Origin of the sequence: Antrihabitans stalactiti, assembly GCF_012932915.1 — a bacterium.
GTDB lineage: Bacteria > Actinomycetota > Actinomycetes > Mycobacteriales > Mycobacteriaceae > Antrihabitans > Antrihabitans stalactiti.
The window spans coordinates 319,769-340,577 of the sequence record NZ_VCQU01000008.1 but is presented as its reverse complement, the minus strand read 5'-3'; the positions used below and the strand labels follow the sequence as shown (position 1 = coordinate 340,577).

Annotated in this window: 22 protein-coding genes; 17 read left to right on the top strand and 5 right to left on the bottom strand. The window is 64.7% G+C overall.

Annotation, left to right across the window (positions count from 1 at the left end):
- Positions 1-128: 128 nt before the first annotated feature.
- The 8 genes from FGL95_RS22905 to FGL95_RS22875 all read left to right on the top strand — a co-directional run bounded on the left by FGL95_RS22905 (position 129) and on the right by FGL95_RS22875 (position 5,171).
- Positions 129-1,442, top strand: coding sequence for a purine-cytosine permease family protein (locus tag FGL95_RS22905; RefSeq protein WP_169591139.1), 1,314 nt, complete (start codon positions 129-131; stop codon positions 1,440-1,442).
- The gene (gene biuH, locus FGL95_RS22900; protein WP_169591136.1) at positions 1,439-2,128 is read left to right on the top strand and encodes a biuret amidohydrolase; all 690 of its coding nucleotides are present in this window, start codon (positions 1,439-1,441) and stop codon (positions 2,126-2,128) included. Before FGL95_RS22905 ends, biuH begins: the two co-directional genes overlap by 4 nt.
- Positions 2,129-2,318: 190 nt before the next feature.
- Positions 2,319-2,540 (top strand): antitoxin, encoded by a 222-nt coding sequence (locus FGL95_RS22895; RefSeq protein WP_169591134.1) that lies wholly within the window; start codon positions 2,319-2,321, stop codon positions 2,538-2,540.
- Positions 2,537-2,920 (top strand): type II toxin-antitoxin system VapC family toxin, encoded by a 384-nt coding sequence (locus FGL95_RS22890; protein WP_169591131.1) that lies wholly within the window; start codon positions 2,537-2,539, stop codon positions 2,918-2,920. The genes FGL95_RS22895 and FGL95_RS22890 overlap by 4 nt, the downstream gene beginning before the upstream one ends.
- Positions 2,917-3,198: a colicin immunity domain-containing protein gene (locus FGL95_RS22885; protein WP_169591128.1), complete on the top strand. Its 282-nt coding sequence runs from the start codon at positions 2,917-2,919 to the stop codon at positions 3,196-3,198. Before FGL95_RS22890 ends, FGL95_RS22885 begins: the two co-directional genes overlap by 4 nt.
- The gene (locus FGL95_RS33190; RefSeq protein ID WP_420838076.1) at positions 3,104-3,361 is read left to right on the top strand and encodes a DUF6188 family protein; all 258 of its coding nucleotides are present in this window, start codon (positions 3,104-3,106) and stop codon (positions 3,359-3,361) included. Before FGL95_RS22885 ends, FGL95_RS33190 begins: the two co-directional genes overlap by 95 nt.
- Before the next feature lie 40 nt (positions 3,362-3,401).
- Entirely contained in the window at positions 3,402-4,589 is a 1,188-nt protein-coding gene (locus tag FGL95_RS22880) for a TY-Chap domain-containing protein (RefSeq protein WP_169591126.1), read from the top strand.
- A gap of 18 nt (positions 4,590-4,607) precedes the next feature.
- The gene (locus FGL95_RS22875) at positions 4,608-5,171 is read left to right on the top strand and encodes an NADAR family protein (RefSeq protein WP_169591123.1); all 564 of its coding nucleotides are present in this window, start codon (positions 4,608-4,610) and stop codon (positions 5,169-5,171) included.
- On the opposite strand, the gene FGL95_RS22870 is transcribed toward FGL95_RS22875, so the two are convergent.
- A complete protein-coding gene (locus FGL95_RS22870; RefSeq protein ID WP_169591120.1) occupies positions 5,163-5,537 on the bottom strand; it encodes a YchJ family metal-binding protein in 375 nt (124 codons plus the stop codon). The genes FGL95_RS22875 and FGL95_RS22870 overlap by 9 nt on opposite strands.
- Positions 5,534-6,649 (bottom strand): protein kinase domain-containing protein, encoded by a 1,116-nt coding sequence (locus FGL95_RS22865; RefSeq protein ID WP_169591118.1) that lies wholly within the window; start codon positions 6,647-6,649, stop codon positions 5,534-5,536. The genes FGL95_RS22870 and FGL95_RS22865 overlap by 4 nt, the downstream gene beginning before the upstream one ends.
- 389 nt (positions 6,650-7,038) lie before the next feature.
- Here FGL95_RS22865 and FGL95_RS22860 point away from each other — a divergent pair, with 389 nt between their 5' ends.
- The 5 genes from FGL95_RS22860 (at position 7,039) to FGL95_RS22840 (ending at position 11,655) form a co-directional block, all read left to right on the top strand.
- Entirely contained in the window at positions 7,039-7,512 is a 474-nt protein-coding gene (locus tag FGL95_RS22860) for a cupin domain-containing protein (protein ID WP_169591115.1), read from the top strand.
- A 259-nt stretch (positions 7,513-7,771) separates the two neighbouring features.
- On the top strand, positions 7,772-8,314 hold the full coding sequence (locus tag FGL95_RS22855; RefSeq protein WP_169591113.1) for a flavoprotein: 543 nt from the start codon (positions 7,772-7,774) through the stop codon (positions 8,312-8,314).
- A complete protein-coding gene (locus tag FGL95_RS22850) occupies positions 8,301-9,542 on the top strand; it encodes an MFS transporter (RefSeq protein WP_169591110.1) in 1,242 nt (413 codons plus the stop codon). The genes FGL95_RS22855 and FGL95_RS22850 overlap by 14 nt, the downstream gene beginning before the upstream one ends.
- A 182-nt stretch (positions 9,543-9,724) precedes the next feature.
- On the top strand, positions 9,725-11,323 hold the full coding sequence (locus FGL95_RS22845) for an FAD-dependent oxidoreductase (protein WP_206072193.1): 1,599 nt from the start codon (positions 9,725-9,727) through the stop codon (positions 11,321-11,323).
- Positions 11,320-11,655, top strand: a complete 336-nt coding sequence (locus FGL95_RS22840; RefSeq protein ID WP_169591108.1) for a 4Fe-4S binding protein — start codon at positions 11,320-11,322, stop codon at positions 11,653-11,655. The genes FGL95_RS22845 and FGL95_RS22840 overlap by 4 nt, the downstream gene beginning before the upstream one ends.
- Here FGL95_RS22840 and FGL95_RS22835 read toward each other — a convergent pair.
- Positions 11,652-11,936, bottom strand: a complete 285-nt coding sequence (locus FGL95_RS22835) for a putative quinol monooxygenase (RefSeq protein ID WP_169591106.1) — start codon at positions 11,934-11,936, stop codon at positions 11,652-11,654. The two genes, FGL95_RS22840 and FGL95_RS22835, sit on opposite strands and share 4 nt — an antisense overlap.
- A 64-nt stretch (positions 11,937-12,000) precedes the next feature.
- Between FGL95_RS22835 and FGL95_RS22830 the strand changes: the two genes are divergently transcribed.
- The 4 genes from FGL95_RS22830 to FGL95_RS22815 are packed head-to-tail and all read left to right on the top strand — an operon-like array spanning position 12,001 to position 20,133.
- Positions 12,001-13,482 carry a TIGR02677 family protein gene (locus tag FGL95_RS22830; RefSeq protein WP_169591210.1) on the top strand — a complete coding sequence of 494 codons (1,482 nt, stop codon included), beginning with the start codon at positions 12,001-12,003 and terminating at the stop codon, positions 13,480-13,482.
- Positions 13,479-14,810, top strand: a complete 1,332-nt coding sequence (locus FGL95_RS22825; RefSeq protein WP_169591103.1) for a TIGR02678 family protein — start codon at positions 13,479-13,481, stop codon at positions 14,808-14,810. Before FGL95_RS22830 ends, FGL95_RS22825 begins: the two co-directional genes overlap by 4 nt.
- Complete coding sequence (locus FGL95_RS22820; protein ID WP_169591100.1) at positions 14,807-18,964, top strand: TIGR02680 family protein; 4,158 nt, start codon at positions 14,807-14,809, stop codon at positions 18,962-18,964. Before FGL95_RS22825 ends, FGL95_RS22820 begins: the two co-directional genes overlap by 4 nt.
- Entirely contained in the window at positions 18,961-20,133 is a 1,173-nt protein-coding gene (locus FGL95_RS22815) for a DUF2399 domain-containing protein (RefSeq protein WP_169591098.1), read from the top strand. The genes FGL95_RS22820 and FGL95_RS22815 overlap by 4 nt, the downstream gene beginning before the upstream one ends.
- A 7-nt stretch (positions 20,134-20,140) precedes the next feature.
- On the opposite strand, the gene FGL95_RS22810 is transcribed toward FGL95_RS22815, so the two are convergent.
- Complete coding sequence (locus FGL95_RS22810) at positions 20,141-20,461, bottom strand: hypothetical protein (protein ID WP_169591095.1); 321 nt, start codon at positions 20,459-20,461, stop codon at positions 20,141-20,143.
- A 106-nt stretch (positions 20,462-20,567) separates the two neighbouring features.
- Positions 20,568-20,762, bottom strand: a complete 195-nt coding sequence (locus FGL95_RS22805) for an FmdB family zinc ribbon protein (RefSeq protein ID WP_169591093.1) — start codon at positions 20,760-20,762, stop codon at positions 20,568-20,570.
- Between the last annotated feature and the right edge of the window lie 47 nt (positions 20,763-20,809).

Below are 20,809 nucleotides of genomic sequence, written 5' to 3'. Positions count from 1 at the left end.
GCGTCCAGCACGGCGGGGCAGCCACTCCTTTCGAGCCACAAAAGCGGCATCCGATCATCAGCTACACCCCACCGCCCTGGGCATCCAGGGCACCAACCCCAGACACCAACAACCTTAGGGTCCCTGTCATGACCGCAATAGCGGAAGCCGTCGAGCACGGCGCAGAATCGGCGTTGGCCGAAGAATATGAGAACGTTCCGGTCCCACTGACCGCGCGACGCAGCCTCGCGTCGGTATCGGCTGTGTGGGTCGGTTTCCCAATGATTCTGACCTGTGCGGTCTTCGGCGGGTTGGTCGTGTATTCGCTCGGATTCTGGAAGGGGATGCTGGCGATCCTCGTCGGCAACCTAGTTCTGATGTCCTACGTCGGATCGCTCAGTTACCTCGCGGGCAAGACGGGAAAGAACTTCGCGCTCACCGCAATCGAGACGTTCGGCAAGAAGGGCTACGTCGTACCGTCCGGCTTCTTGGCGACGATCGTCATCGGCTGGTTCGCGTTCCAAACGGGTCTGACGGGAGCGATCCTTGCGGACACCATGCATTGGAGCGAGGAGTGGACGACCCTCGGCGCCGGCGTCGGCTACATCCTGATCACGCTGCTCGGCATCCGCGCGCTTTCGGTGATCGGCGTGATCGCGGCGCCGCTGTTTATCGCGTTGAGCGTGACGGCGATCGTTCTAGCACTGCGTAATTCGAGCTTCTCCGACGCGCTGTCCTACTCCGGCGGTGCTGGCACGGCTGCGATGAGCATGGGCGCGGCGATCACGTTGGTGGTCGCGTGTTTCATCGACTCGGGCACCATGACCTCGGACTTCACTCGCTGGTCCCGCAATGGGCGCCAAGGCTTTTGGGCTGCCTTCTCAGCCTTCCCGATCGCCAACGGCATCGCGCTGTTCGTCGGCGGGCTGATCGTCGCGCTCGCTGCTGCGACGAACCCCGCTTCGAATGGCGGCAATTTCCTCGGCACCCTCATCGACCATGGCGGACTACTCGTTCCGCTCGCCGTCGTGTTCGTCTTCGTGAATCTCGGCTCGGTGTGCGCACATTGCTTGTACAACGGCGCAGTCGGCTGGGGACAGTTGAGCGGCAACAAGATGCGGCCGCTGACCCTGATCCTCGGCGTGATCGGCGTGGCACTCGCGGTCGCAGGAATCTGGTCGCACTTCGAGCAGTGGTTGAACCTGCTCGGCGTGATCGTTCCGCCGATCGGCATCGTCATCATCCTCGATCAGCTTGTGCTGCCCAAGCTCGTCGCGTGGTCCGGCTCTGACGCTGCGGTCAAGTGGCCGCCCTTCGCAGCGTGGGCGGTGGGTTCTGCCGCAGCGCTGGCCGCCCATGAAAACGCACCATGGTTGTCGGATGCGTTGGTGGGCATGGTCGTCGGCGCCATTGCGTTCGTCGGCTTCCGGTATGCGGTGCGATCGAAGGCGGTGGCAGCATGACGCTCCTCGGGACTGTCGACTCGACACCGTACAAGTGGCCGTTCGACGGCCCGATCGATCCGTCGGCGACGGCCGTCATCTGTATCGACTGGCAAGTCGACTTCTGCGGCGTGGGCGGATACGTCGATGCGATGGGCTACGACCTGTCGTTGACCCGCGCCGGACTCGAACCGACTGCGCGGGTGCTGGCTGCGGCTCGTGCGGCCGGGATGACCATCATCCACACCCGCGAAGGTCACCGCCCCGACCTCTCCGACCTCCCCGCCAACAAGCGGTGGCGTTCGGCCCAAATCGGTGCGGAGATAGGTAGTTCGGGGCCGCAAGGTCGAATACTGGTCAAAGGTGAGCCGGGGTGGGAGATCGTTCCCGAGGTCGCACCGCTGCCCGGTGAGCCGATCATCGACAAGCCAGGCAAGGGTGCCTTCTACGCCACCGACCTCGATCTGGTGTTGCGCACCAACGGGATTCGCTACATCATCCTGACCGGCATCACTACAGACGTCTGCGTCCACACCACGATGCGCGAAGCCAACGACCGCGGCTACGAATGCCTCATCCTCTCCGATTGCACGGGAGCCACGGACCCCGCCAACCACGCGGCCGCCTTGCACATGGTCACCATGCAAGGCGGGGTATTCGGTGCCGTCGCCTCGTCTGACCAGTTGTTGGCGGCGTTTCCGAGCTGACTGATCGCTCGGACGCCATTGCGACTCGTAGGGTTCGGCAGCCGGTGCCGTTACCGAACCTTAGGGTCGCAAGGTTCGGTAAGCATCAGTCATCGTTGTCGGTACTCACCGCTAGCTTCAGGGCATGAATTGGGGAGACAAAACCGAGCAGGGCCTGCATGAAGCAACAGATTTGCTAGCATTATGCAACATGAGGACTTTGTACCTGCGCAACGTTCCCGACGAGGTGGTGGACCGCCTAGAGCGGTTGGCAGCAGCCTCGGGCGCGTCGGTCGCGGCCGTGGCGGTACGTGAGCTCACGGAGGTGTCGCGGCGCGCGGACAATCCAGCGCTGTTGGGTCAGCTCCCCGATCTGGGCGTCGACCCGAAGGAACTCGTCTATGACATCGTCGCGGAACGCAACGAGCGATGATCGTCCTCGACGCTTCGGCTGCGGTCGCAGCCCTGCTGAACGCAGGTGAATCCAGAAAAATGGTTGAGCAAGAACAACTTCACGTCCCGCACCTCATTGACCCCGAAGTTGCGAGCGCACTCCGCCGCCGCGTCCTCTCCGGCCGCTTAGGCGAAAGCAACGGCCGTGCCGCACTGGACGTGTGGAGTCGTCTGGGGATGACGCGCTATCCGATCAATGCTGTTCTCAGCAGAATCTGGGAGCTCAGGGACAACTTGTCCGCTTACGACGCGTCGTACGTCGCCGTGGCTGAACAGTTGGGCTGCTCGCTCGTCACAGCGGACGCTCGCCTCGGCCAGGCGCCGGGGATTCGATGCACGATATCCGTGGTGCCGAATTGAAGCGCGGTGATCGTGGCGGAGGTCTGCTACCGATGATCGGCCGATTCGTCACGGGCACCTCGACCGCTCAGGAATTTGAGCTGGAGTACCTAATTGCATTCAAGAACGACGTAGATCGATGGCCTGAATCGCAGTTTGCTCTGCTCGATTCCCTTTTCGCAGACGTCGACGACTACGTCGCAGATCCAGCCCTTCGCGCCGAGGTCGGCGGGCTCGACGACGACCAACTTCGGGATCGCGCGCGGGCAGTCTACGAATCTGTCGGCCACAACATCTGAAGACGGCACACTAGAAATCGAATTCGGCAACGACGTGCGATTGGTGGTCCGGCCGGACAATTCGTATAAGGCGTGGACGCTCGCGGGGCCTAGCGGAATCATTGCGGTCTGCACACCTGGTGGCGGGCTGACGACCTGGTCTAGTCGATCCATCGCTGATTAATAGAAGGAATGTGTCGGTGGTCACCGCTAGGTTGTCTGCCATGACCAACAGCGATGTCGACAACTTCGATCGTGAAGTGCAGCGGGCATGGATTGCGTTTCGCGACCAGCTTGCGGACCGTATTGCTGCCATGTCCGACGACGATCTGCTGGTCGTGGAGTGCGGGTTCGAGGATGCGGACCTGTCGCCCTGCGCCCAGTTCTTTGGCTGGGGTGGCGTGGTGCGGTGTGAGGTTCCGTCGAATCCGTATCTCCGCAAGGACCGTTGGTTGCGCGACGAGGACGTAGCAACGCTCCTTGACCTGGGCTTTCACCAGCCAAACCCGGGTCCGCTCGGCTCCCCCGCCTACTTCGTCGACCTCGACACTTCGCGCGCCGATCAGCTGGCAACGCTGGCGGTGTCAGCCCTCCGAGATGTGTGGGACGTGCCGCACCCATCGTTCTTGACCGTCATGGTGAACGCCGAGACCGTCAGCGAGCCCGCGCCCTTCGATCCCGAGCACCTCCGCGCGTTGATCGGCCGAACGCTCACGGCCGCAGGCTTCGACTACGTCATCGACGACGACGGCGACTTCAACGTCTACTTCGGCAAGCTCGTCATGTTCGTTGTCATCAGTGAAGATTCGCCGGAGATCGAGATGTGGGCGATGTTCCAACACAACGGTCACGACCCCGATCGCACCGCCGAGTTGGTCGCCGAACTCAAACGCGACTGGCAGGTGCCGCTGTTCATCATGCGCAAGATGATTCGCGCGGTCGCGGTCATGCCGGCGGAGCCGTTCGAATCGGGTCAGTTCATCGAGGAGCTGGAGCGTTTCCACCAGTTCATGTTGAGCGCCGACGACGCGTTCGGCAGGCGCCGCCCGTCGACCCGCGACAGCACCTTCCCGCCCGGCTTGCTCGCGATCCTCGATCTCGACCCCGACGGACTTGGGCTGGACCCCGCCGTCATCTCGCTTGCCTGCAACGACAGCCGTCAGACCGTCGCCGAGTATGTCCATATCTGCACCGAACAGGTTGTCGCCTGGCGAAATTCGGCGCTGGCAGCACGGCAGCGAGGAAAGGTCGACGACGAGCACACCTTCACTCACGAAGCCGATGCGTGGGAGCGGACCGCCGAATCGCTCAGCACCGCTCTACGTTTGCTGACCAAGCCGGTCCATCGTCACCGGCAGTTGGAGCTGTTCTCGAATCCTGTCGAGCCGACGTTGTTCGATGAGCCCTTGTAGCGCCGGTAGCCTTGACCGATGACCGACCCGACGGCTGACTACAAAGCACTCTGCAGGCGAGAAGCCGCAGGTGCTCGCCTGACCATGTTGCCGTTCTTGAATGCGAAGCCATCCGACTCAGGTCGCATCGGGCCCGAATGCCTGAGTCAGTGGTACCGGTGCTACTTCCGTAGCGACCACCACCGGTTCTCGTCGGCCGAGCAATACATGATGTGGGGCAAGGCAACCACATTCGACGACGCCCGCAGCGCTCAGGTAATTCTCGGTGCGACCAATCCGTCCAAGATCAAGAAACTCGGCCGCGGAGTGGCCGGATTCGACGCGCAAGAATGGGCGCGCGTCAGCCACGGAATCGTCTACCGCGCCAACCTCGCCAAGTTCGGCCAGAACGAAGAGTTGCGCGACTACCTGCTGTCGACGAAAGACCGGATTCTTGTCGAGGCCAGTCCTGTCGACAAAATCTGGGGTGCAGGAATCTCCGCCGAGGACGAGCGACTCGGCAAGCCGTCACAGTGGCCCGGGACGAACAAGCTGGGATTCATACTCATGGCAGTGCGCGCAAAGCTCGCTGAATCAGATTGAGCCCAAGTACACCCAACGGCCGTCGTGACGGACGAACTTGCTGACCTCATGCAGCGAATCACGTTGTCCCGCAGTCTTGTAGTGCGCGCGGAACTCGACGACGCCCTCGGAATCCAGCAATCCGCCGGCACTGGTCCTCAGCACCTCGAGGAAGAGCCAGCGCTGGTCCGGATCGAGCTCCAAATCTGATGGCCGCGTCGACGGGTCCCAGGAATACAACAAGTAGTCGACGTCGCCCACCGCGAACGCCGTATACCGCGACCGCATCAACTGAACCGCGGTCGGCGCCGTCTTCTCGCGTGCAATAAGCGGTCCACAGCACTGATCGAACGGCTCGCCGAAGCGGCAAGGGCACGCGTTGCTCACTTGGCGACCAACCGCTCCAGTTGACGACCGGTGATGATCCGAATCGGCTGGCCGAGCCGCCGCCGCTCCCGCACGGCGAACAGCTTGCGGCCTTCGAATTCGCTGAGCGCGTTACGAACTGGTCCGCGCACGAGCAGTGTCGTCGTATCACCGACCGAACTCTGCACTTGCGCGCCGGCCTGCGTGACAAGTCGGGTCGCCTGTTCGCGTGTGAGGTGGTCGAGCTTGCCGGTGAACACGACTTTCTGCCCGAACATCGACGTCGGCGCCCGCCCAGGAAGCACTGTGACGCTCTTCAACGACGACAACGCTTCGCTCGCATCGGCAGCGTCCAGGTACTTCTTGGCGCTCGCGGCGGTGGCGTGCCAGATCCAACACTTGAGGTCGTCGGCGACGTCGAGTTGCCGCAGCGTGTTGACGCGTTCCGCGGTCCAGACCTCGCCGGTCAGGAGCGTGCACGTCAGTAGACCTAGTTGGAAAACGTCCTCCGCCGGACCCCACCGCCCCCGCGACCACACCACCCTCGGCGTGTAGGCCGGCGTGAATGCAGTGACCTCGGCACGCTTGGGGTCCAACGTCATTCGCGTGATGCCGAAATCGCCGAGGACAAGATGCCCGTCGCGGAGGAAGACGTTCGCAGGCGTGAGGTCGCGGTGGGTGACGCCGACGTTGTGCATCTGCGCGAGCAGTTGCAGAACGCCGCCGATCTCTTTGCGCACCCGCGTCTCGCGCCACGGCACACCACCGGACCCCCGGACCGCATCGTCCACCGTCCCCTCGGACATGTACTCGAAGACGAGCACGTGGCGTCGTACCTGGTCACGGCCACTGCCGGTCGATGCGACGAACGAGTCGAGCATCTGCACCGCCCGGTCGTTGCCGCGGACGATCTTCCCGAAGAACGCTTCCCCATGCCAGTCGTCGGCACTTTGGCAGACCTTGACGCAGACTTGCGCGACGGGTCGCTTTCCGTCGTCGGACATGCGAAATGCCGAATAGGCTTGGCCGAAGCCACCTTTGCCGATCACGCTCATGATTTCATAGGGCACGCCGTCGTCGTTGTAGAGAGTCTGGCCCGCCCGCAGCGGCTTGACCTGATGTTTCGCCCGCATGCAAGCACCGTAGCGCGGATAGCGATCGGACTGATTGGAAACCTGTGCGATCGGTGCCCCGACTATTGGCCTTCGGAGTACGCCGGTGTGTACGGATGTCTTCATCGTCGGGTCGCTCGCGCGTGCGCATCGCGCGGGTGGCCGGCAACGATGATCACCTATCCGACCCTGGATTCTCGAAGCCCACGTCACAGAGATTGATCTCGACGGATCCCGGACCGGTGGGTTGACGGTGGATCGACAGCCACCCTTGGTGTGAAGTCCGAGCACAAGGGTGGCCAAGCCGCACCCTCGGATACGTATCGGCACGACATGCACCGACCTAACGTTATTCCCAGCAAAATGCAACGAAATCAAGTCAGCACCAATGGTTTTGAAAGAAGGCCCGCATGGCACGAAACGTTCGGCGGTTGATCGTCTACATCGGCGCGGCGACCCTGACGGCCTTCTCTCTGACCTCCGCGGCACTGCCCGCCCACGCTGTCCCCAACGTCGGAGTCAACGGCGAAGTGCTCAGCAAGTCGTTGGTACCCAACGGCATTCACATCACCCCGACAGGCCCCGTCGACGTCCAATTCTCGGTCCTCATCGTCGATCCCGGCGGCAGCGTCGGCTGGCACTCCCATCCTGGTGACGTGCTCGTGAATGTCGCCGACGGAAACGCGACTCGATACGAAGCCGACGACAAGGATTGCAAGCCAGCCAGATTCACCGTCGGAGAGGGCTGGGTCGAGCATCCACATCATGTGCACACCGTGCGCAACGAGACCGACAAGCCGCTGACGCTCAACGTCGTACTGATCACGCCGGCGGGGATGTCGCCCGGCGTCAGCGAACCAGACCCCGGCAACTGTCGGTTCTGACAACCACCCGCGCTCGATCGACCGAAATGGAGGTGTCGTCATGGTTGAAACCGCCGTTGGAGGCCAGACCTGCTGATTATCCCCGGCACCAGCCGGACCTCAAACTCGTGCTCGCCCAACCGAAATGGAGGTGTCGAAATGGTTGAAACCGCCGTTGGAGGCCAGACCTGCTGATTGTCCTTGGTTAAGGGGATCGCCCGTGATTGCCGGGCGATCCCCTTCCTGCAACTATGCCCGCCCACCCAAGAAATGAGTCGTTATGCGCCATGGAGCGCTCGTCGTTATCGCCGCGGGGTCCAGCGCTTCGCTCGTCTTGCCGCTCTACCTGAGCGAGCTCCGCAAAACGCAGAGCGAGATCGTCGTCCTGCTCACCAAGAGCGCGGAACGGTTCGTGCCACGTGAGGTGATCGGCTGGCTGGCCGACGAGGTGATCACCTCCGACAGCCCGACTCTCAACCCGGTAGAACTCGCCATGACCGCCAAGGCAATTGTCGTGCTCCCAGGGACCGCACACCTGGTGGCTGCGACGGCGCTTGGGTTGGCCTCGACGCCCGCGACCACCGCGCTGTTGGCGTCGCCGGCGCCGTGCCTCTGGTTCCCTCATATGAACAAGGCCATGTGGGATCGGCCCGTGATCCAGCGGCACGTGGCAACCCTGCGGGAATCGGGCGACACCGTCATCGACCCGGAATCACGCGTGGTCTACGAGATGTGGCGCGGCGGCCATGGAGACGGCGTTTCCATGCTCGGCCCGGAAAAGGCGGTCCCCATGGTCAACGACTGGCTCGATGCGCGCGCGTGAAGTGCTGCGGCAGCGTGATTTTCGCCTGCTGTTCGTAGCGCAGACCGCGTCGATGGCCGGCGACGCCCCCGCCATGCTGGCGATCACGTTCGTCGTGCTGGAGATCGGCGGCTCGCCCGCCGCCCTGGGCGCTGTGCTTGCTGCCCGTTTCGTACCACTGACTGGTCTCCTTCTGCTCGGTGGCGTACTCGCGGACCGTTTTTCGCGCAGAGGGCTGATGATCGCGTCCGATGTGGCACGCGCGGGCTCACAGGCCGTGCTGGCCGCCCTCCTCATAGCGGGAACCGCGCACGTGTGGCAGATCATCGCGTTGCAGGCCATCTACGGCAGTGCGGAAGCACTGTTCACGCCCGCATTAGGGGGCATCCTTCCGCAACTCGTGCCGACTGAGTCGCTCCGCGAGGCAAACGCCCTGATCTCGATGTCGACCAGCCTGACCCGCGTCCTGGGCCCCGCAGTGGGCGCCATCATCATCGCGACAGTCGGACCCGGCGCGGCCGTCGCAATGGACGCCGCCACCTTCGCGGTCAGCGCCGTTGCCCTGATGGGTGTCCGCCGGACGGGCGGGCGGGAAATGCACTCTGCAAAACGAACGAAACCGGAGCGCCTGTTCCCGGCGCTGAAAACCGGCTGGCGCGAGGTATGTTCGCGGACCTGGCTGTGGACGTCGATTGTGAACTTCACGGTGTTCAGCGCCTTGGCGTGGCCGGCCGTGTTGGTGCTCGGTCCGCAGGTCGCGCTGCTCGACTTCGGTGGCCCGGACGGCTGGGCCGTGATCATGGCGACGTTCGCGGGTGGGGCGTTACTCGGAGGCGCATTCGCGCTGCGAGTGCCCGCCGCCTACCCGGTTGCTGCGTGTGCCACTCTGCTCGCTGTCGCGGCGGCACGGCCGGCGGTCCTGGTCAGCGGCGCAGGGCTGCCGATTATCGGCCTGTATAGCGCGGTGTCCGGGGCAGCATTCTCCATCGCGTTGGTCTACTGGAATACCGTTCTGCAGGAACGGATACCGCTGGGAGTGCTCTCCAGAGTCAGGTCCATCGACGACTTCAGTTGTTCACTATTCACGCCCGTAAGCTACGTCGCCCTGGGGCCGCTCGCGGCGTTCATCGGACTGCGCGAAGGGATGCTGCTGCTGTCCGTGGTGGCGATCGCCGCGTGTATCGGGACCCTCGCCGTTCCCGCGGTCCGGCAGCTGTCGGGCGCCAAAGAGCCTGTGCCCGTTGGCTGACTTGGCGGTTCAGGCCAACTGAGCGTTTCGCGCCATGGAACGCCCGTCGTCGTTGTAGAGAGTCTGGCCCCCCGCAGCGGCTTGACCTGATGTTTCACCCGCATCCAAGCACCGTAGCGCGGATAGCGATCGGACTGATTGGAAACCTGTGCGATCGGCTCGCCCGCTTCTAGCCTTCGTGCATGCCGGTGAGCGGAGTGTGGGAGACGAGTACCGATGTCCTGATCGTCGGGGGTGGACCAGCGGCTACGTGGGCGGCGGTCCATGCACGGCAGGCCGGTGCGGATGTGGTCCTTGTCGACAAGGGCTATTGCGGAACGAGTGGCGCGACGGCTCCTGCGGGGACCGGCGTGTGGTACGTCGCGCCGGATCCGGTCAAGCGTGCGGAGGCGAAGGCCAGCAGGGAGGCGCTTGGCGGGTACCTGGCCGATCACGAGTGGATGGATCGCGTCCTCGACCAGACGTACACGAACATGGATCGTCTTGCGGTAGAAGGGAAGTACCCGTTTCCCATCGATCCGGACACGGGCCAACAGCTCCGCAACGGCGTGCAGGGTCCGGAGTACATGCGCCGAATGCGGGCGTGGGTCAAGCGACTTGGGGTGCAGATCCTCGACCACTCCCCTGCGTTGGAGTTGCTGGTCGATGCCGACGGCGCGGTCCGAGGTGCAGCTGGCTATCAGCGGCAGTTGGGACGCGACTATCGAATCTCTGCTGGCGCAGTCGTTCTCGCCAGCGGAGGTTGCGCGTTCCTTTCGAGGGCGCTCGGTACCAACGTCAACACGGGCGACGGTGCATTGATGGCAGCCGAAGTGGGAGCGCACTTTTCGGGCATGGAGTTCTCCAACGCGTACGCTATCGTGCCGAAAGGTGCGACGGTCACGAAGACCGCCTACTACGGCTACGCGACGTTCTTCCACGCAGACGGTCGGGTGATCGACGGCGCTGGGTCGTTGAAGGGCCGTTCGGTGATTGCGCGAACCCTGTTGTCGGAACCTGTGTTTGCCCAGATCGATCGTGCCGACGAGCACGTCCAGCGCCAGATGCGGCTCGGTCAGCCGAACTTCTTCCTCCCCTTCGACCGTCAGCGCATCAACCCGTTCACCGACCGGTTCGAGGTGGACCTGCTCGCGGAGGGAACAGTTCGTGGGACGGGCGGGATCAATATCGTCGACTCGCACTGCTGGTCCGGCGTGCCAGGACTGTTCGCTGCCGGTGATGCGGCCACGCGCGAACGGATCTGCGGCGGGTTCACCGGCGGTGGTAGCCACAACTCGGCATGGGCAATGTCGTCGGGGACGTGGGCCGGGCGGGGTGCGGCACGGGAGGCTCTGTCCACGCGTGTTCCGGCGTTGAGCGAACTGCGAGGCGCCGGACGAGTGGCGTTGTGGCCGTCGAAATCCGAACTGACCGCTGCTGAAGTGATTACGTCCGCCCAGGACGAGCTGATTCCGTTCGAAAAGAACTATCTCCGACACGGAACGCGCCTCACCGCTGCCGCCGACCAGCTGAACCTGTTGTGGGACAACGTCGAACACGATCTCGGTGCGAGCGACGGTGACGGACGCATCCGCGCTCGGCAGGCAGCGGCGATCACCGCGGTCGGACGGTGGATGTATGCGTCGAGCCTGGCGCGCACGGAAAGCCGCGGCATGAGCAAGCGCGACGACTACCCCGACGCCGATCCACAGCAGCATCATCACGTCCTTTCCGGTGGACTGGATTCGGTATGGACCTGGACTTCCGATGCCGCCGTTGGCAATCTGGCGGCAGTGTCGTGATCGAGATCCTCATCGCCGACGCCTGCATCGGCTGTGACAAGTGCGTCGACGCGTGCCCGACGAATGTCTTCGACCGCACCGACTCCGGAATCCCCCTTATCGCAAGGCAATCCGACTGCCAGACCTGCTTCATGTGCGAGGCCTACTGCCCGACCGACGCTTTGTACGTCCATCCGCAATCGACACCGTTGGACGATCGCGACTCCGTCGACGACGACCACATCGGGCGCTACCGCGAGAAGATCGGCTGGGGCAAAGGCCGGGTGGCGGGCAGTCTGGTCGCGGTCGGTCCGGTGCTACCGCACGGCGAGCTGCCGCCGAGGATTCTCTAAAGCTTGGTCTCCGACGACGCCTCGAATTCGCGGACGTCGGCTCCCAGGATCCGCGCGCCGAGGTCGTCACCAGTCCCCTCTCCCCGGAACGCTTGCACATCTTCGAGCGTCTCCCAACGCTCGAGGATGTTGATGCGGTCGGCGTCGACGATGTCCGCGGACAGCGCGAAGTCGAGACAACCTTTGGTCCCGCGCGCGAGCGTGACGACCTCCTGGCAGGTGTCGAGGTAGCTCGCACGATCGGCAGGATCGACGCGAAGGTGGCCGGCAACGATGATCATGGGTCCATGATGGCGCACGGGTCCGACACGTCCGGTCCGAGCGACTGACTACCCTATTGCGGTGATGGAATCCGTCGACGAGCATCTCCGCGACGATCGCCTCCGTCTCTTCTCCTTCGCCACGGCTGAGAAACGGGCCGACTACCTGCGGGTTTTGCGCGCGTTCGACAGTGCGCAGTCGGCATACGTCGTCTTGCTGCATGCCGCAGATATCGCCGAGATGCTGCGACGAGCGTCGGAGGACGAGTCGGCCCCGACCGCCGCCGAGGTGACCCCGCTGCTCGAACAGCTGCACCACTGGGGTGTCCTGGAACGAAGCTACGACGGCACCCGCGCAGCGACGCTGGCCGAGTACCGCAACCGGCACTACGTCTACCAGTTCGCGCAGGCCGGCTATCAGGCCTATCGCGCCGTCGAGGAGGTGCTGGGCGCACGCCTCGACGACGCAGCACTGTCCCGCCTCGTCCTGCCGGACCTGCTCGCGGACCTGACCGACCTCGCGGCCGCGAATCGTGCGGGCGACGGCGAGCTCGTCTACCGCAAACTCAACCGGCTCGATACCGCTCTGTCCGACATGGCGACGCGGGCAGCGCACTTCTACCTCTCGCTCGGCGACCTCGTCCGGACCACCGACGTGACGCCCGAGTCGTTCCTCGCCCACAAAGACGCCCTCCTCATGCACATGCGCGATTTCAGCCTCGACCTCGCGCGGTTCGCCCCGAAACTCGCGGCAGCCATCGCAGAGGTCGAGGACACCGACCTCGACGCGCTCATTGCCCACGCCGCGACACACGACGAACGGATCTTGCTCACCGTCGACGAACGTGCCGCAGACTGGCGCGCCCGCTGGTCCGGACTCGCGAACTGGTTCGTCGCCGCCGAGAACGAATTCACCGAGTCGGACCGCCTGCGCGAAGCCACGATGAGCGCGATCGCGGCCGTGCTCTCACTCCTGCGCAGGGTCACGGAGACCCGAAAAGGTGGGGTGAGCCGCGAGTCGGCGTTGCGGCACCTAGCGGGGTGGTTCGCGGCCGCGCCGACGACGGACAGTGCGCATGCGCTCTTCGGTGCGGTGTTCGGTTTGGGTCGTCCTCGGCATCTGGCAATGGAACACCAGGACACCGACATCATTTCTGCGACGCAATCGTGGTGGGTCGCGCCGCCGCTCGACATCGCTCGGACGCTGGCCGAAACCGGCCGACTCCCCTCCCCTGGCGCGCCCGCGAAGATCCAGCGGAACGACGGCAGTATTCGACGGCTACGCGAGGCGCAACTCGAAGTGCAGCGAGCCCGTGCAGCCGCGGCTCGTTCACTCGCCGCAGCCGATGTGTACGAGCGGGTGCTCGACGAACGCGAAACCGAGGTTTTGCTGCGTCTGCTCGACATCGCGTCGACGGCGTGGGTGCCCGTGAGCGGCCGGGTGGGCAGCTCAAAGGGGGCCGAACACGGAGTGACTCTGACGGTCAGCGAATGCGAGGGGTCGACGGTCATCAAGACCGCCAGAGGATTGCTGCATTTGAACAATCGCAAGCTGAGCGTCCGATGACAGCGAACGGTATCGACGCGCTCGCGCTCGACAACTACCAGCGTGCCGCGCGCGTCATTTTGTCGAATCACCTTGTGACGCGGACGTATCCGGACCGTATCGCGTTGCCGCTTGTCCGGCGGTGGGCCACCGAACTGCGCGACGACCTCGCCCACCTGTTCGGCTACCGGCTCGAGGTCACGGAGACTACGGCGCGGCTGTTCCCCGTCATCGACCGGCTCGATGCCAGTCAACCCGCCCGGACCGCGACCGAGCGCGTGTTCGACCGGCGCCGGTACGCCTACCTCGCCCTCGCATTGGCTGCGCTGGGACGGTCCGGCGATCAGATCACGTTGTCGGAGTTGGCCGATCACGTCGCGGCCGACACCCTGCAGATCGAAGGCCTCGACCTCGCTACGGACCGTGCCAGCGACCGCGATGCGTTCGTCGATGCGGTCGGGTGGCTTGCGACGCGCGGCGCAATTACTCTGGCCGACGGCGACGCCAGCGGTTGGGCGAGCGATCCCGAAGCCGGAGAAGCGTTGTATGACATCGACCGTTCGGTCGTGCACGCTCTGTTTCGGCCGCCACGAGTGCTGCAGCACCTGCACAGTGTGCGCGGCTTGCTGGCCGGCGATGCCCTCGACGACGAGTCCCCTGCGGATCCGGCAGAGGCGGCTCGACGGGTCCGGCGTGCACTCGTCGAGCGGCCCGTGGTCTATACGGAAGATCTTGCGGCGGAAGAAGTTCCGTTGCTGTCGGAGGTCGTCTCTGATGTCGAGCTGTTTACCGGCTTGAGGACGGAACGCCGAGCCGAGGGGGTCGCGCTGATCGACACCTCAGGCCGCATGTCCGACGTACGATTCCCGAGCACAGGAACGGTCGCCCAGGTCGCCTTGTTGCTCGCCGGAGAGATCGCCGACCGAGTCCTCGACGTCGACCTCGAGGATGTTCGACGGTTCCCTATGACCGATGCCAGCGTCGCGTTGGCAGCCCAACTCGATTCCGCTATACCGGAATCCACGGTGTTCGAACCGCTTGCCGACAGTCCAGACGAGCGGTCGCTAGCTGGGGTCGCGGGCGTGCGTCATGTCTTCGTCGAACAATCGTGGTTGCTGGAGACGGTCACACAACTCACACACTTGTACGGGAAAACCTTTGCCGCCCAATGGCAAGCAGATACACGGGGCTTGCTCGCCGGCGCCGTCGCATTGCTGGACAAGCTGCGACTCGTCCACGCAGTCGATGGCGGACTGCTCGCGTTGCCCGCCCTCGCCCGCTATCGCGGCGCAGTCGTCACCGTGCGGTCGCGGGTCAGCGAGCCCGCACTTTTCGAGGAGAATCAATGACCGACAAGCGGACCCGGTTTGTCCCCACCCGCGCGGGAATCGTCAATCTCTGGGACTACCGCGACCAGGAATTCTCCTTCGCCGACGGGCGACTGGTTCTGCGCGGACCAAACGGCTCGGGCAAGACCAAGGCACTCGAGGTCCTGTTCCCGTTCGTCTTCGACGGGCGCATCGAGCCGAGGCGGCTGAATCCGTTCGCCGGCGAAGAGCGCACGATGAAGTCGAACCTGTTGTACCGCAAGCAGGATTCGGCGTACTCGTACGTCTGGATGGAGTTCGCGCGAGGTAGTCGGTCCGACCCGGAAGCCGTGACGATCGGCATCGGAATGCGGGCGACGCGGTCGAGCGACAAGGTGACGCGTTGGTACTTCGTAACCGACGGACGTGTGGGCGTGGACTTCTCGCTGCTCGGACCCGACGATCGCCCGTTCACCCGCAAGCAACTGGCCGACGAAATCGGCGGTGACTCCATCACAGATCGGCCCGTCGACTACCGCGCCGCAATCGATTCGCGGATGTTCGGGCTGGGCCAACAACGATTCGATCAGTTGATCAATCTCATTCTGACGCTTCGCCGTCCGCAGCTTGCGAAGAACCTCGATCCAAAGGGTCTGTCGCAAGCCCTCACCGATGGGTTGCGGCCGCTCGACGAGCAGCTTGTCACCGACGCCGCCCGGTCGTTCAGCGACATGGAAGAGGTCGGGCGTTCGCTCGAAGGTTTGGTCCAAGCCGATACCGCCACAAGGAAGTTCGTCGGCGTCTACACGCGTTACCTTGGGGTGCAGGCGAAGACGGACGTCGACCAGGTTCAGCGGCGGCTGACGACCGTCGACCACACGAGCACGGCCCTGTTTGCCGCGCGTCAGTTGCGGGAGCGCCGAACCGAGGAGCGCATCGCCGCCGAGCAACGCCTCGAAGCCGCCGACCACGCACTTGACCAGGCCGTTGCCAACCGCGACGCACTGCACGGATCCAGCGCGTACGAAAGCAAGCAGCAGCTCGACGACCTTGCCGACGCGGTCCGCAGGCTCGAAACCTCTACTCGCCAGCAGGAAGACAAGGCGGTCAAGGCGCGCGACGTCGCGAGTCAGCGGGCAACGGAGGCGGAACGAGCCGCGACGGCTGCGCGCTCAACAGCGGTCCGACTAGCGCGGGCCGAAGACGAATTGCTCGCTGCCGCAGAAGATGCCGGCATCACCTGGACGCCATTGCCCGCCCACGTACGCGCCGACCAATTGACTGCGGCCATCCGCGGCCACGCCGAAGAGCGCGATGGCGACGTCCACGCCGTTCGCACCGCCTTGGCCGCCGTCGATACCGCCAGCTCCGAGCGGGCTCGGGCCGAACGGGCGACCGCGCGTGCACACGAGTTGCGTACTGCCGCTGTCGCCGCGGTCGCGGAGGCCGAGGCGGCCGTCGAACTCGCGCGCGCCGACACCGCACATGCGTTGCGGCGCTGGTGGGAACAACACGGTACGACGTTCGACGAGGTCCGCGACGGGCTGTTCGAGGCTCTCGCAACTGTGCTCGGGGATGCCGGCGACGACGACGCGGTGGCGTTGGCTGACGTACTCGCCGAGCGGGTCGAGCCGCTGGTCGAGGCAACGAGGGCGCGGCGGCACGAGGCACTTGGCCGGGCCGCGGAAGCGTCTGCGCAGGTGCGCGCCCGGACGGCCGAACGCGCGGAGGTCGCAGCCGAACGTGATGATGCGCCGCCACCTTTCGCGGCTCGCACGCAATCGCGCGACGGACTCTCCGGTGCGCCGTTGTGGCAGTTGGTGCGGTTTGCCGACTCGGTCAGTGACGCCGACGCCGCTGGCCTCGAGGCTGCGTTGCATGCCGCTAACATCCTCGACGGGTGGATTTCTTCTGGTCCCGAGTTGCCGCCCGACATCGAATCCGAGCAGTTCCTTGTGGCGTTGCCTCCGGGCAAGCGCCCCCCGGGCCGCACGCTTGCAGACGTTCTCGTCGTCGAAGACAACATCGCCGTGCCGCGCGACCTGGTCGCGGCTGTATTGGCTTCCATTTCGATCGATGACCTCGACGCTCAGGTTCGCGTCGGCGTCGATGGTCGCTTTGCCCAAGGGGTTTCGCAGGGTCGCCATCGCAAGTCCGACGCTGAATTCATCGGGGCGACGGCGCGAGCTCATCGACGTTCGTTGCGGTTGGCCGAACTGGACAGGCTGATCGCTGCGGCTGCGGCCGACGAGCAGGCGGCTTCGGCGGAAGCTTCCGCGGCTGCAGATCGACTCGCGCAGATTGGGATCGCGACCAAGGCCCTACCCCGGACCGTGGCCGTGACGGCTGCCTTGCGCAAGGTCGCCGAAGCTGCGGTGATGTTGCGGTCGCGGTCGGAATCCGCCGGCTACGCCGATCGTGAGCTTGACCAGGCGGTTGCCGACCTGTCGCTTGCCGAAAAGCGGCTCCGCACTGCGTCGGTCGAGCGGAGGGCGCCGCGCCGAGCCCGGGAACTCGATGCGCTCGCGGCTGCCATTCGGCACTTCGAGAACACCGGTACGACGGTTCTGCGAAGTCGGTCCGAACACGATCGAGCGACCGAGCGCGAACGTGAAGCCGCAGACCGCAATGACGACGCGACCTCGCTCGCCGAGGAACTCGCGATCGAGGCAGCCGAGGCGCAAGAGGGATACAGCGAGCAACAGCACCGCCTGGAGACGTTGCGAGAATCGTTGGGAGCCAGCGCCAAAGAGATCGATGCCGAACTCGAACGAGCGCGCCTTCGGATCGACGCCTGCAAAGCCGAGCAGCGCGCCGCACGGAAAGCGGACCGCGAAAGCGGCGAAGCAGTCGGCAAGGCGGACGGCGCCTATCAGACTGCGGTCGAGGGTCTGCGCATTGCCTTCACCGAGATCGTCACCGACGCAAAGCGGCTGGCGCCGTACGCCCATCGCGACATTCTCGCGCTGCTCGGCGCGGGCACCGACACGCGCTGGCCGAGCACCGAGGCGGCGTGGTCGACCGTCGAGCAGATGATGGCGGCGACGGAGGCGGCCGGCCCCAATGCCACTCCTCAGATCCTGCCTCCCGAGGTCCTGGAGCTGTTCCAAAACCTCTTCACTGCAACGGAGTCAGTGCGGATCAGCGACGCCGCCCGCAAGACGACCCGCAGCGCCGTCACCGCTGCGCTGCAGGATTTCGATGCGCAGCTGGCGAAGTCGGGGCAAGAGTTCGCGTTGCGCTGGGATGACGACGACGGTCTGACTGTCGTGCAGGTCGTCGACGAGCAAGGCGCCTCGTCGATCGCAGACTTCGCCGACCGCATCGATCGCGCCCGACGCGAGCAGGAAACTCTGCTCACCGATGCCGAACGGCGCATCCTCGAAGACGCGCTGTTGACCGGGTTGGCACAGCAGATTCACGAACGGACGGTCGACGCTCGCGACCTGATCGCCCGCATGGGTGCCGAGATGAAGCAACGGCGCATGTCGTCGGGCAACACGATCGGCGTGCATTGGGTACTCGCCGACACCTTGACGGACCACGCCCGATCGGTCTCCAAGCTGCTCGACCGAGACGCCTCCATGCTCGGCCACGACGAATTGGCCACCATCCGCGCGCATTTCGCGTCCGAGATCCGCGCGGCGCGGGCTGCGCATCCGGAGCGGTCGTACCCCGAGATTCTGTCCACCACGTTGGACTACCGTCGGTGGCGCGTGTTCTCGTTCACGCTGATCTCTGGCGACGGCACTGAGGAGCGCCTTACCGTCGCCCGGCACAGCGCGCTGTCCGGTGGCGAACAGTCTGTGTCGCTGCACCTTCCGCTGTTCGCAGCCGCGCACGTGATGCTCGATTCGGCGGATCCGCAGGCACCACGACTGCTCGCGCTCGACGAGGCGTTCGCCGGCGTCGACGACAACGGTCGCAGCGAATTGCTCGGACTCAGCGTGCAATTCGACTTGGACCTCTTCATGACCGGCTACGACCTGTGGATCACCTACGCCGACGTCCCCGGCTGCGCTCACTACGACCTTGCCCACTCGGCGGCCGAGAACACCGTCAGCGCAACACTGTTGGTCTGGGAAGACGGCGAGCTGCTCGCTGAACACGACGGCTCGGACCTCGCCGCCGCACTCGGCTCCCCCGGGCAACGCCGTGTTCCCCGCGCCATCGAAGGTGGGCTCGACTTCGCATGAGTTGGATCGGGACGTCCGAGCTCGAACTCGTGCTCCGGCGCGCTCGTGCCCGGTTGCAGCGCAACGGTCTTCGGGTCGAGGGTGATTTCGCAGTGAAGGCTGCTGCTGAGGCACCGGACTTGCATCGGCTGTATCAGGCGATCACTGGACGGTCGGCTGTTGGTGCGAAGACGATGACGTTCTCGCTTGGCGGGCTGAACACCTTCCTTTCGAGCCCGCTCAATGGGGGCGTGGGTTTGCTCGAGACGCTCGGTCCGTTGGTGGATCGGTCGGCGGAGAAGGCCTCGGCTTTGGCTGAGCTGGAAGGCGGGCTCGCTGAGGTCGAAGCATTGTTGGCTGGGAGTCGGTGGGCGTCTTACGTTGAAGTGCTTGCTGGAGAACGCAACCGGCTGGGCCTCATCAAGTCAGGAGCGTTGCGCGACGCCGCCGCAGTGCTGGCTCGGCTACCCGCATCCGGCGTGCCGTTGACCCAGCTCGCCACCGATGCCACCGGCAATTCGAAGTCGCTGGGCGAGGGTGCGGTCCGGCGGCTGGTCTTGCGAGTCCTCGCCGCCGACCTCGACGTGCCCGAACCAACCACGACCGCCCAACGCAAAGAACTCTGGGCCCACTTCGGCGTTGCCGTCGACGCAGTATCGTCGACGGTCCTGGTTGTCGGCTTGCGGACGGTCGGCGACCATCCCCTGGCTCGTTTCTTGAACGCGAGCGCTGATATCGGCGGACCCGTCGCGCTGACGCTCGCCCAGCTCACCCGGTGGCCTTTGGTTGTCGACGCACCGCACATCTACGTCTGCGAGAACCCCGCCGTTGTCTCAGCGGCGATGTTGTCGAAAATTTCGTGTCCTCTCGTATGCACCCAAGGCCAGCCCTCGATGGCCGCTAATGCGTTGTTGGCCAAAGCAACTGGCACCATCCACTGGCGCGGCGACTTCGACTGGACCGGACTCCGCACCACTGCGAAGGCCATCCAGCAGTTCGGCGCCACACCTTGGCGGATGGATACCGCGACCTACCTCAGCGGTCTGGGCGCGGGCGAATCCGAGGCGTTCAAGAAAGATCGCCCCTGCGAATCGCCCTGGGACCCGACCCTCGCCGCCGAGATGCGCCACGCCGGTCGCGCGGTGATGGAAGAGCGCCTCATCGACGTCCTGCTCGATGACTTGCGCTGACACCCCCTCAGCTCTGCAACACCCAGGTACCGCAGCCACTCGTCTCGAAACCCGCGTCCGACGGCGCGATCGCGACGGAAACCGGTCCGCCTTCGGTGAGCCCGTTGGCGATGATTTCGTCGAACGTGCCGCCAAAGCCGGACTTGCGCTCCCAATAGCAGAAATCGCCACCCCCATCGGAGTGGTACAGGCCTGCGACGATGTCGACGCCTACGCGGTACGTGCCGTCCTTGCGAATGGAGGTTGCAGGTGCCGCAGAGGCAGTGCCGGCCAGGAGCAGAGCTGCTCCGATTGTTGCGATCCCACTGAGCCACAATGAATTACGCATGATGTTCTCCCATGCTCAAACCGCCGAGGCGATGCCCGGTCGATCCGAGCTCTACAGGATCACATAGGGGTACGACAAATACGGATCAGCTGCAGCAACCCCCACCTCAGCAGCCGCCGCCAGCCTGAGCTTGCGGCGCCGCGGCCGGGGTTGCCTTGCCGGCGAGACCCAAGGTCGTGAGCAACTTGACGGTGTCGTCGTGGCCCTGTGGGCACGGCGTCGCGACCGACGATTCCGACATCGAGCGGGTCACGTCGAACGTGTCGCCGCAACTTCGGCATCGGTATTCGTAACGAGGCATGACAGCAGGATAGCCGGGTGTGCGTGAACGCCCGAGATCTGAAATTG

Coding starts and splice junctions, on each gene's coding strand:
- FGL95_RS22905 (WP_169591139.1), top strand. CDS start 129: ATGACCGCAATAGCGGAAGCCGTCGAGCACGGCGCAGAATCGGCGTTG.
- biuH (WP_169591136.1), top strand. CDS start 1,439: ATGACGCTCCTCGGGACTGTCGACTCGACACCGTACAAGTGGCCGTTC.
- FGL95_RS22895 (WP_169591134.1), top strand. CDS start 2,319: ATGAGGACTTTGTACCTGCGCAACGTTCCCGACGAGGTGGTGGACCGC.
- FGL95_RS22890 (WP_169591131.1), top strand. CDS start 2,537: ATGATCGTCCTCGACGCTTCGGCTGCGGTCGCAGCCCTGCTGAACGCA.
- FGL95_RS22880 (WP_169591126.1), top strand. CDS start 3,402: ATGACCAACAGCGATGTCGACAACTTCGATCGTGAAGTGCAGCGGGCA.
- FGL95_RS22875 (WP_169591123.1), top strand. CDS start 4,608: ATGACCGACCCGACGGCTGACTACAAAGCACTCTGCAGGCGAGAAGCC.
- FGL95_RS22865 (WP_169591118.1), bottom strand. CDS start 6,649: ATGCGGGCGAAACATCAGGTCAAGCCGCTGCGGGCGGGCCAGACTCTC.
- FGL95_RS22860 (WP_169591115.1), top strand. CDS start 7,039: ATGGCACGAAACGTTCGGCGGTTGATCGTCTACATCGGCGCGGCGACC.
- FGL95_RS22855 (WP_169591113.1), top strand. CDS start 7,772: ATGCGCCATGGAGCGCTCGTCGTTATCGCCGCGGGGTCCAGCGCTTCG.
- FGL95_RS22850 (WP_169591110.1), top strand. CDS start 8,301: ATGCGCGCGCGTGAAGTGCTGCGGCAGCGTGATTTTCGCCTGCTGTTC.
- FGL95_RS22845 (WP_206072193.1), top strand. CDS start 9,725: ATGCCGGTGAGCGGAGTGTGGGAGACGAGTACCGATGTCCTGATCGTC.
- FGL95_RS22835 (WP_169591106.1), bottom strand. CDS start 11,936: ATGATCATCGTTGCCGGCCACCTTCGCGTCGATCCTGCCGATCGTGCG.
- FGL95_RS22830 (WP_169591210.1), top strand. CDS start 12,001: ATGGAATCCGTCGACGAGCATCTCCGCGACGATCGCCTCCGTCTCTTC.
- FGL95_RS22825 (WP_169591103.1), top strand. CDS start 13,479: ATGACAGCGAACGGTATCGACGCGCTCGCGCTCGACAACTACCAGCGT.
- FGL95_RS22820 (WP_169591100.1), top strand. CDS start 14,807: ATGACCGACAAGCGGACCCGGTTTGTCCCCACCCGCGCGGGAATCGTC.
- FGL95_RS22815 (WP_169591098.1), top strand. CDS start 18,961: ATGAGTTGGATCGGGACGTCCGAGCTCGAACTCGTGCTCCGGCGCGCT.
- FGL95_RS22810 (WP_169591095.1), bottom strand. CDS start 20,461: ATGCGTAATTCATTGTGGCTCAGTGGGATCGCAACAATCGGAGCAGCT.
- FGL95_RS22805 (WP_169591093.1), bottom strand. CDS start 20,762: ATGCCTCGTTACGAATACCGATGCCGAAGTTGCGGCGACACGTTCGAC.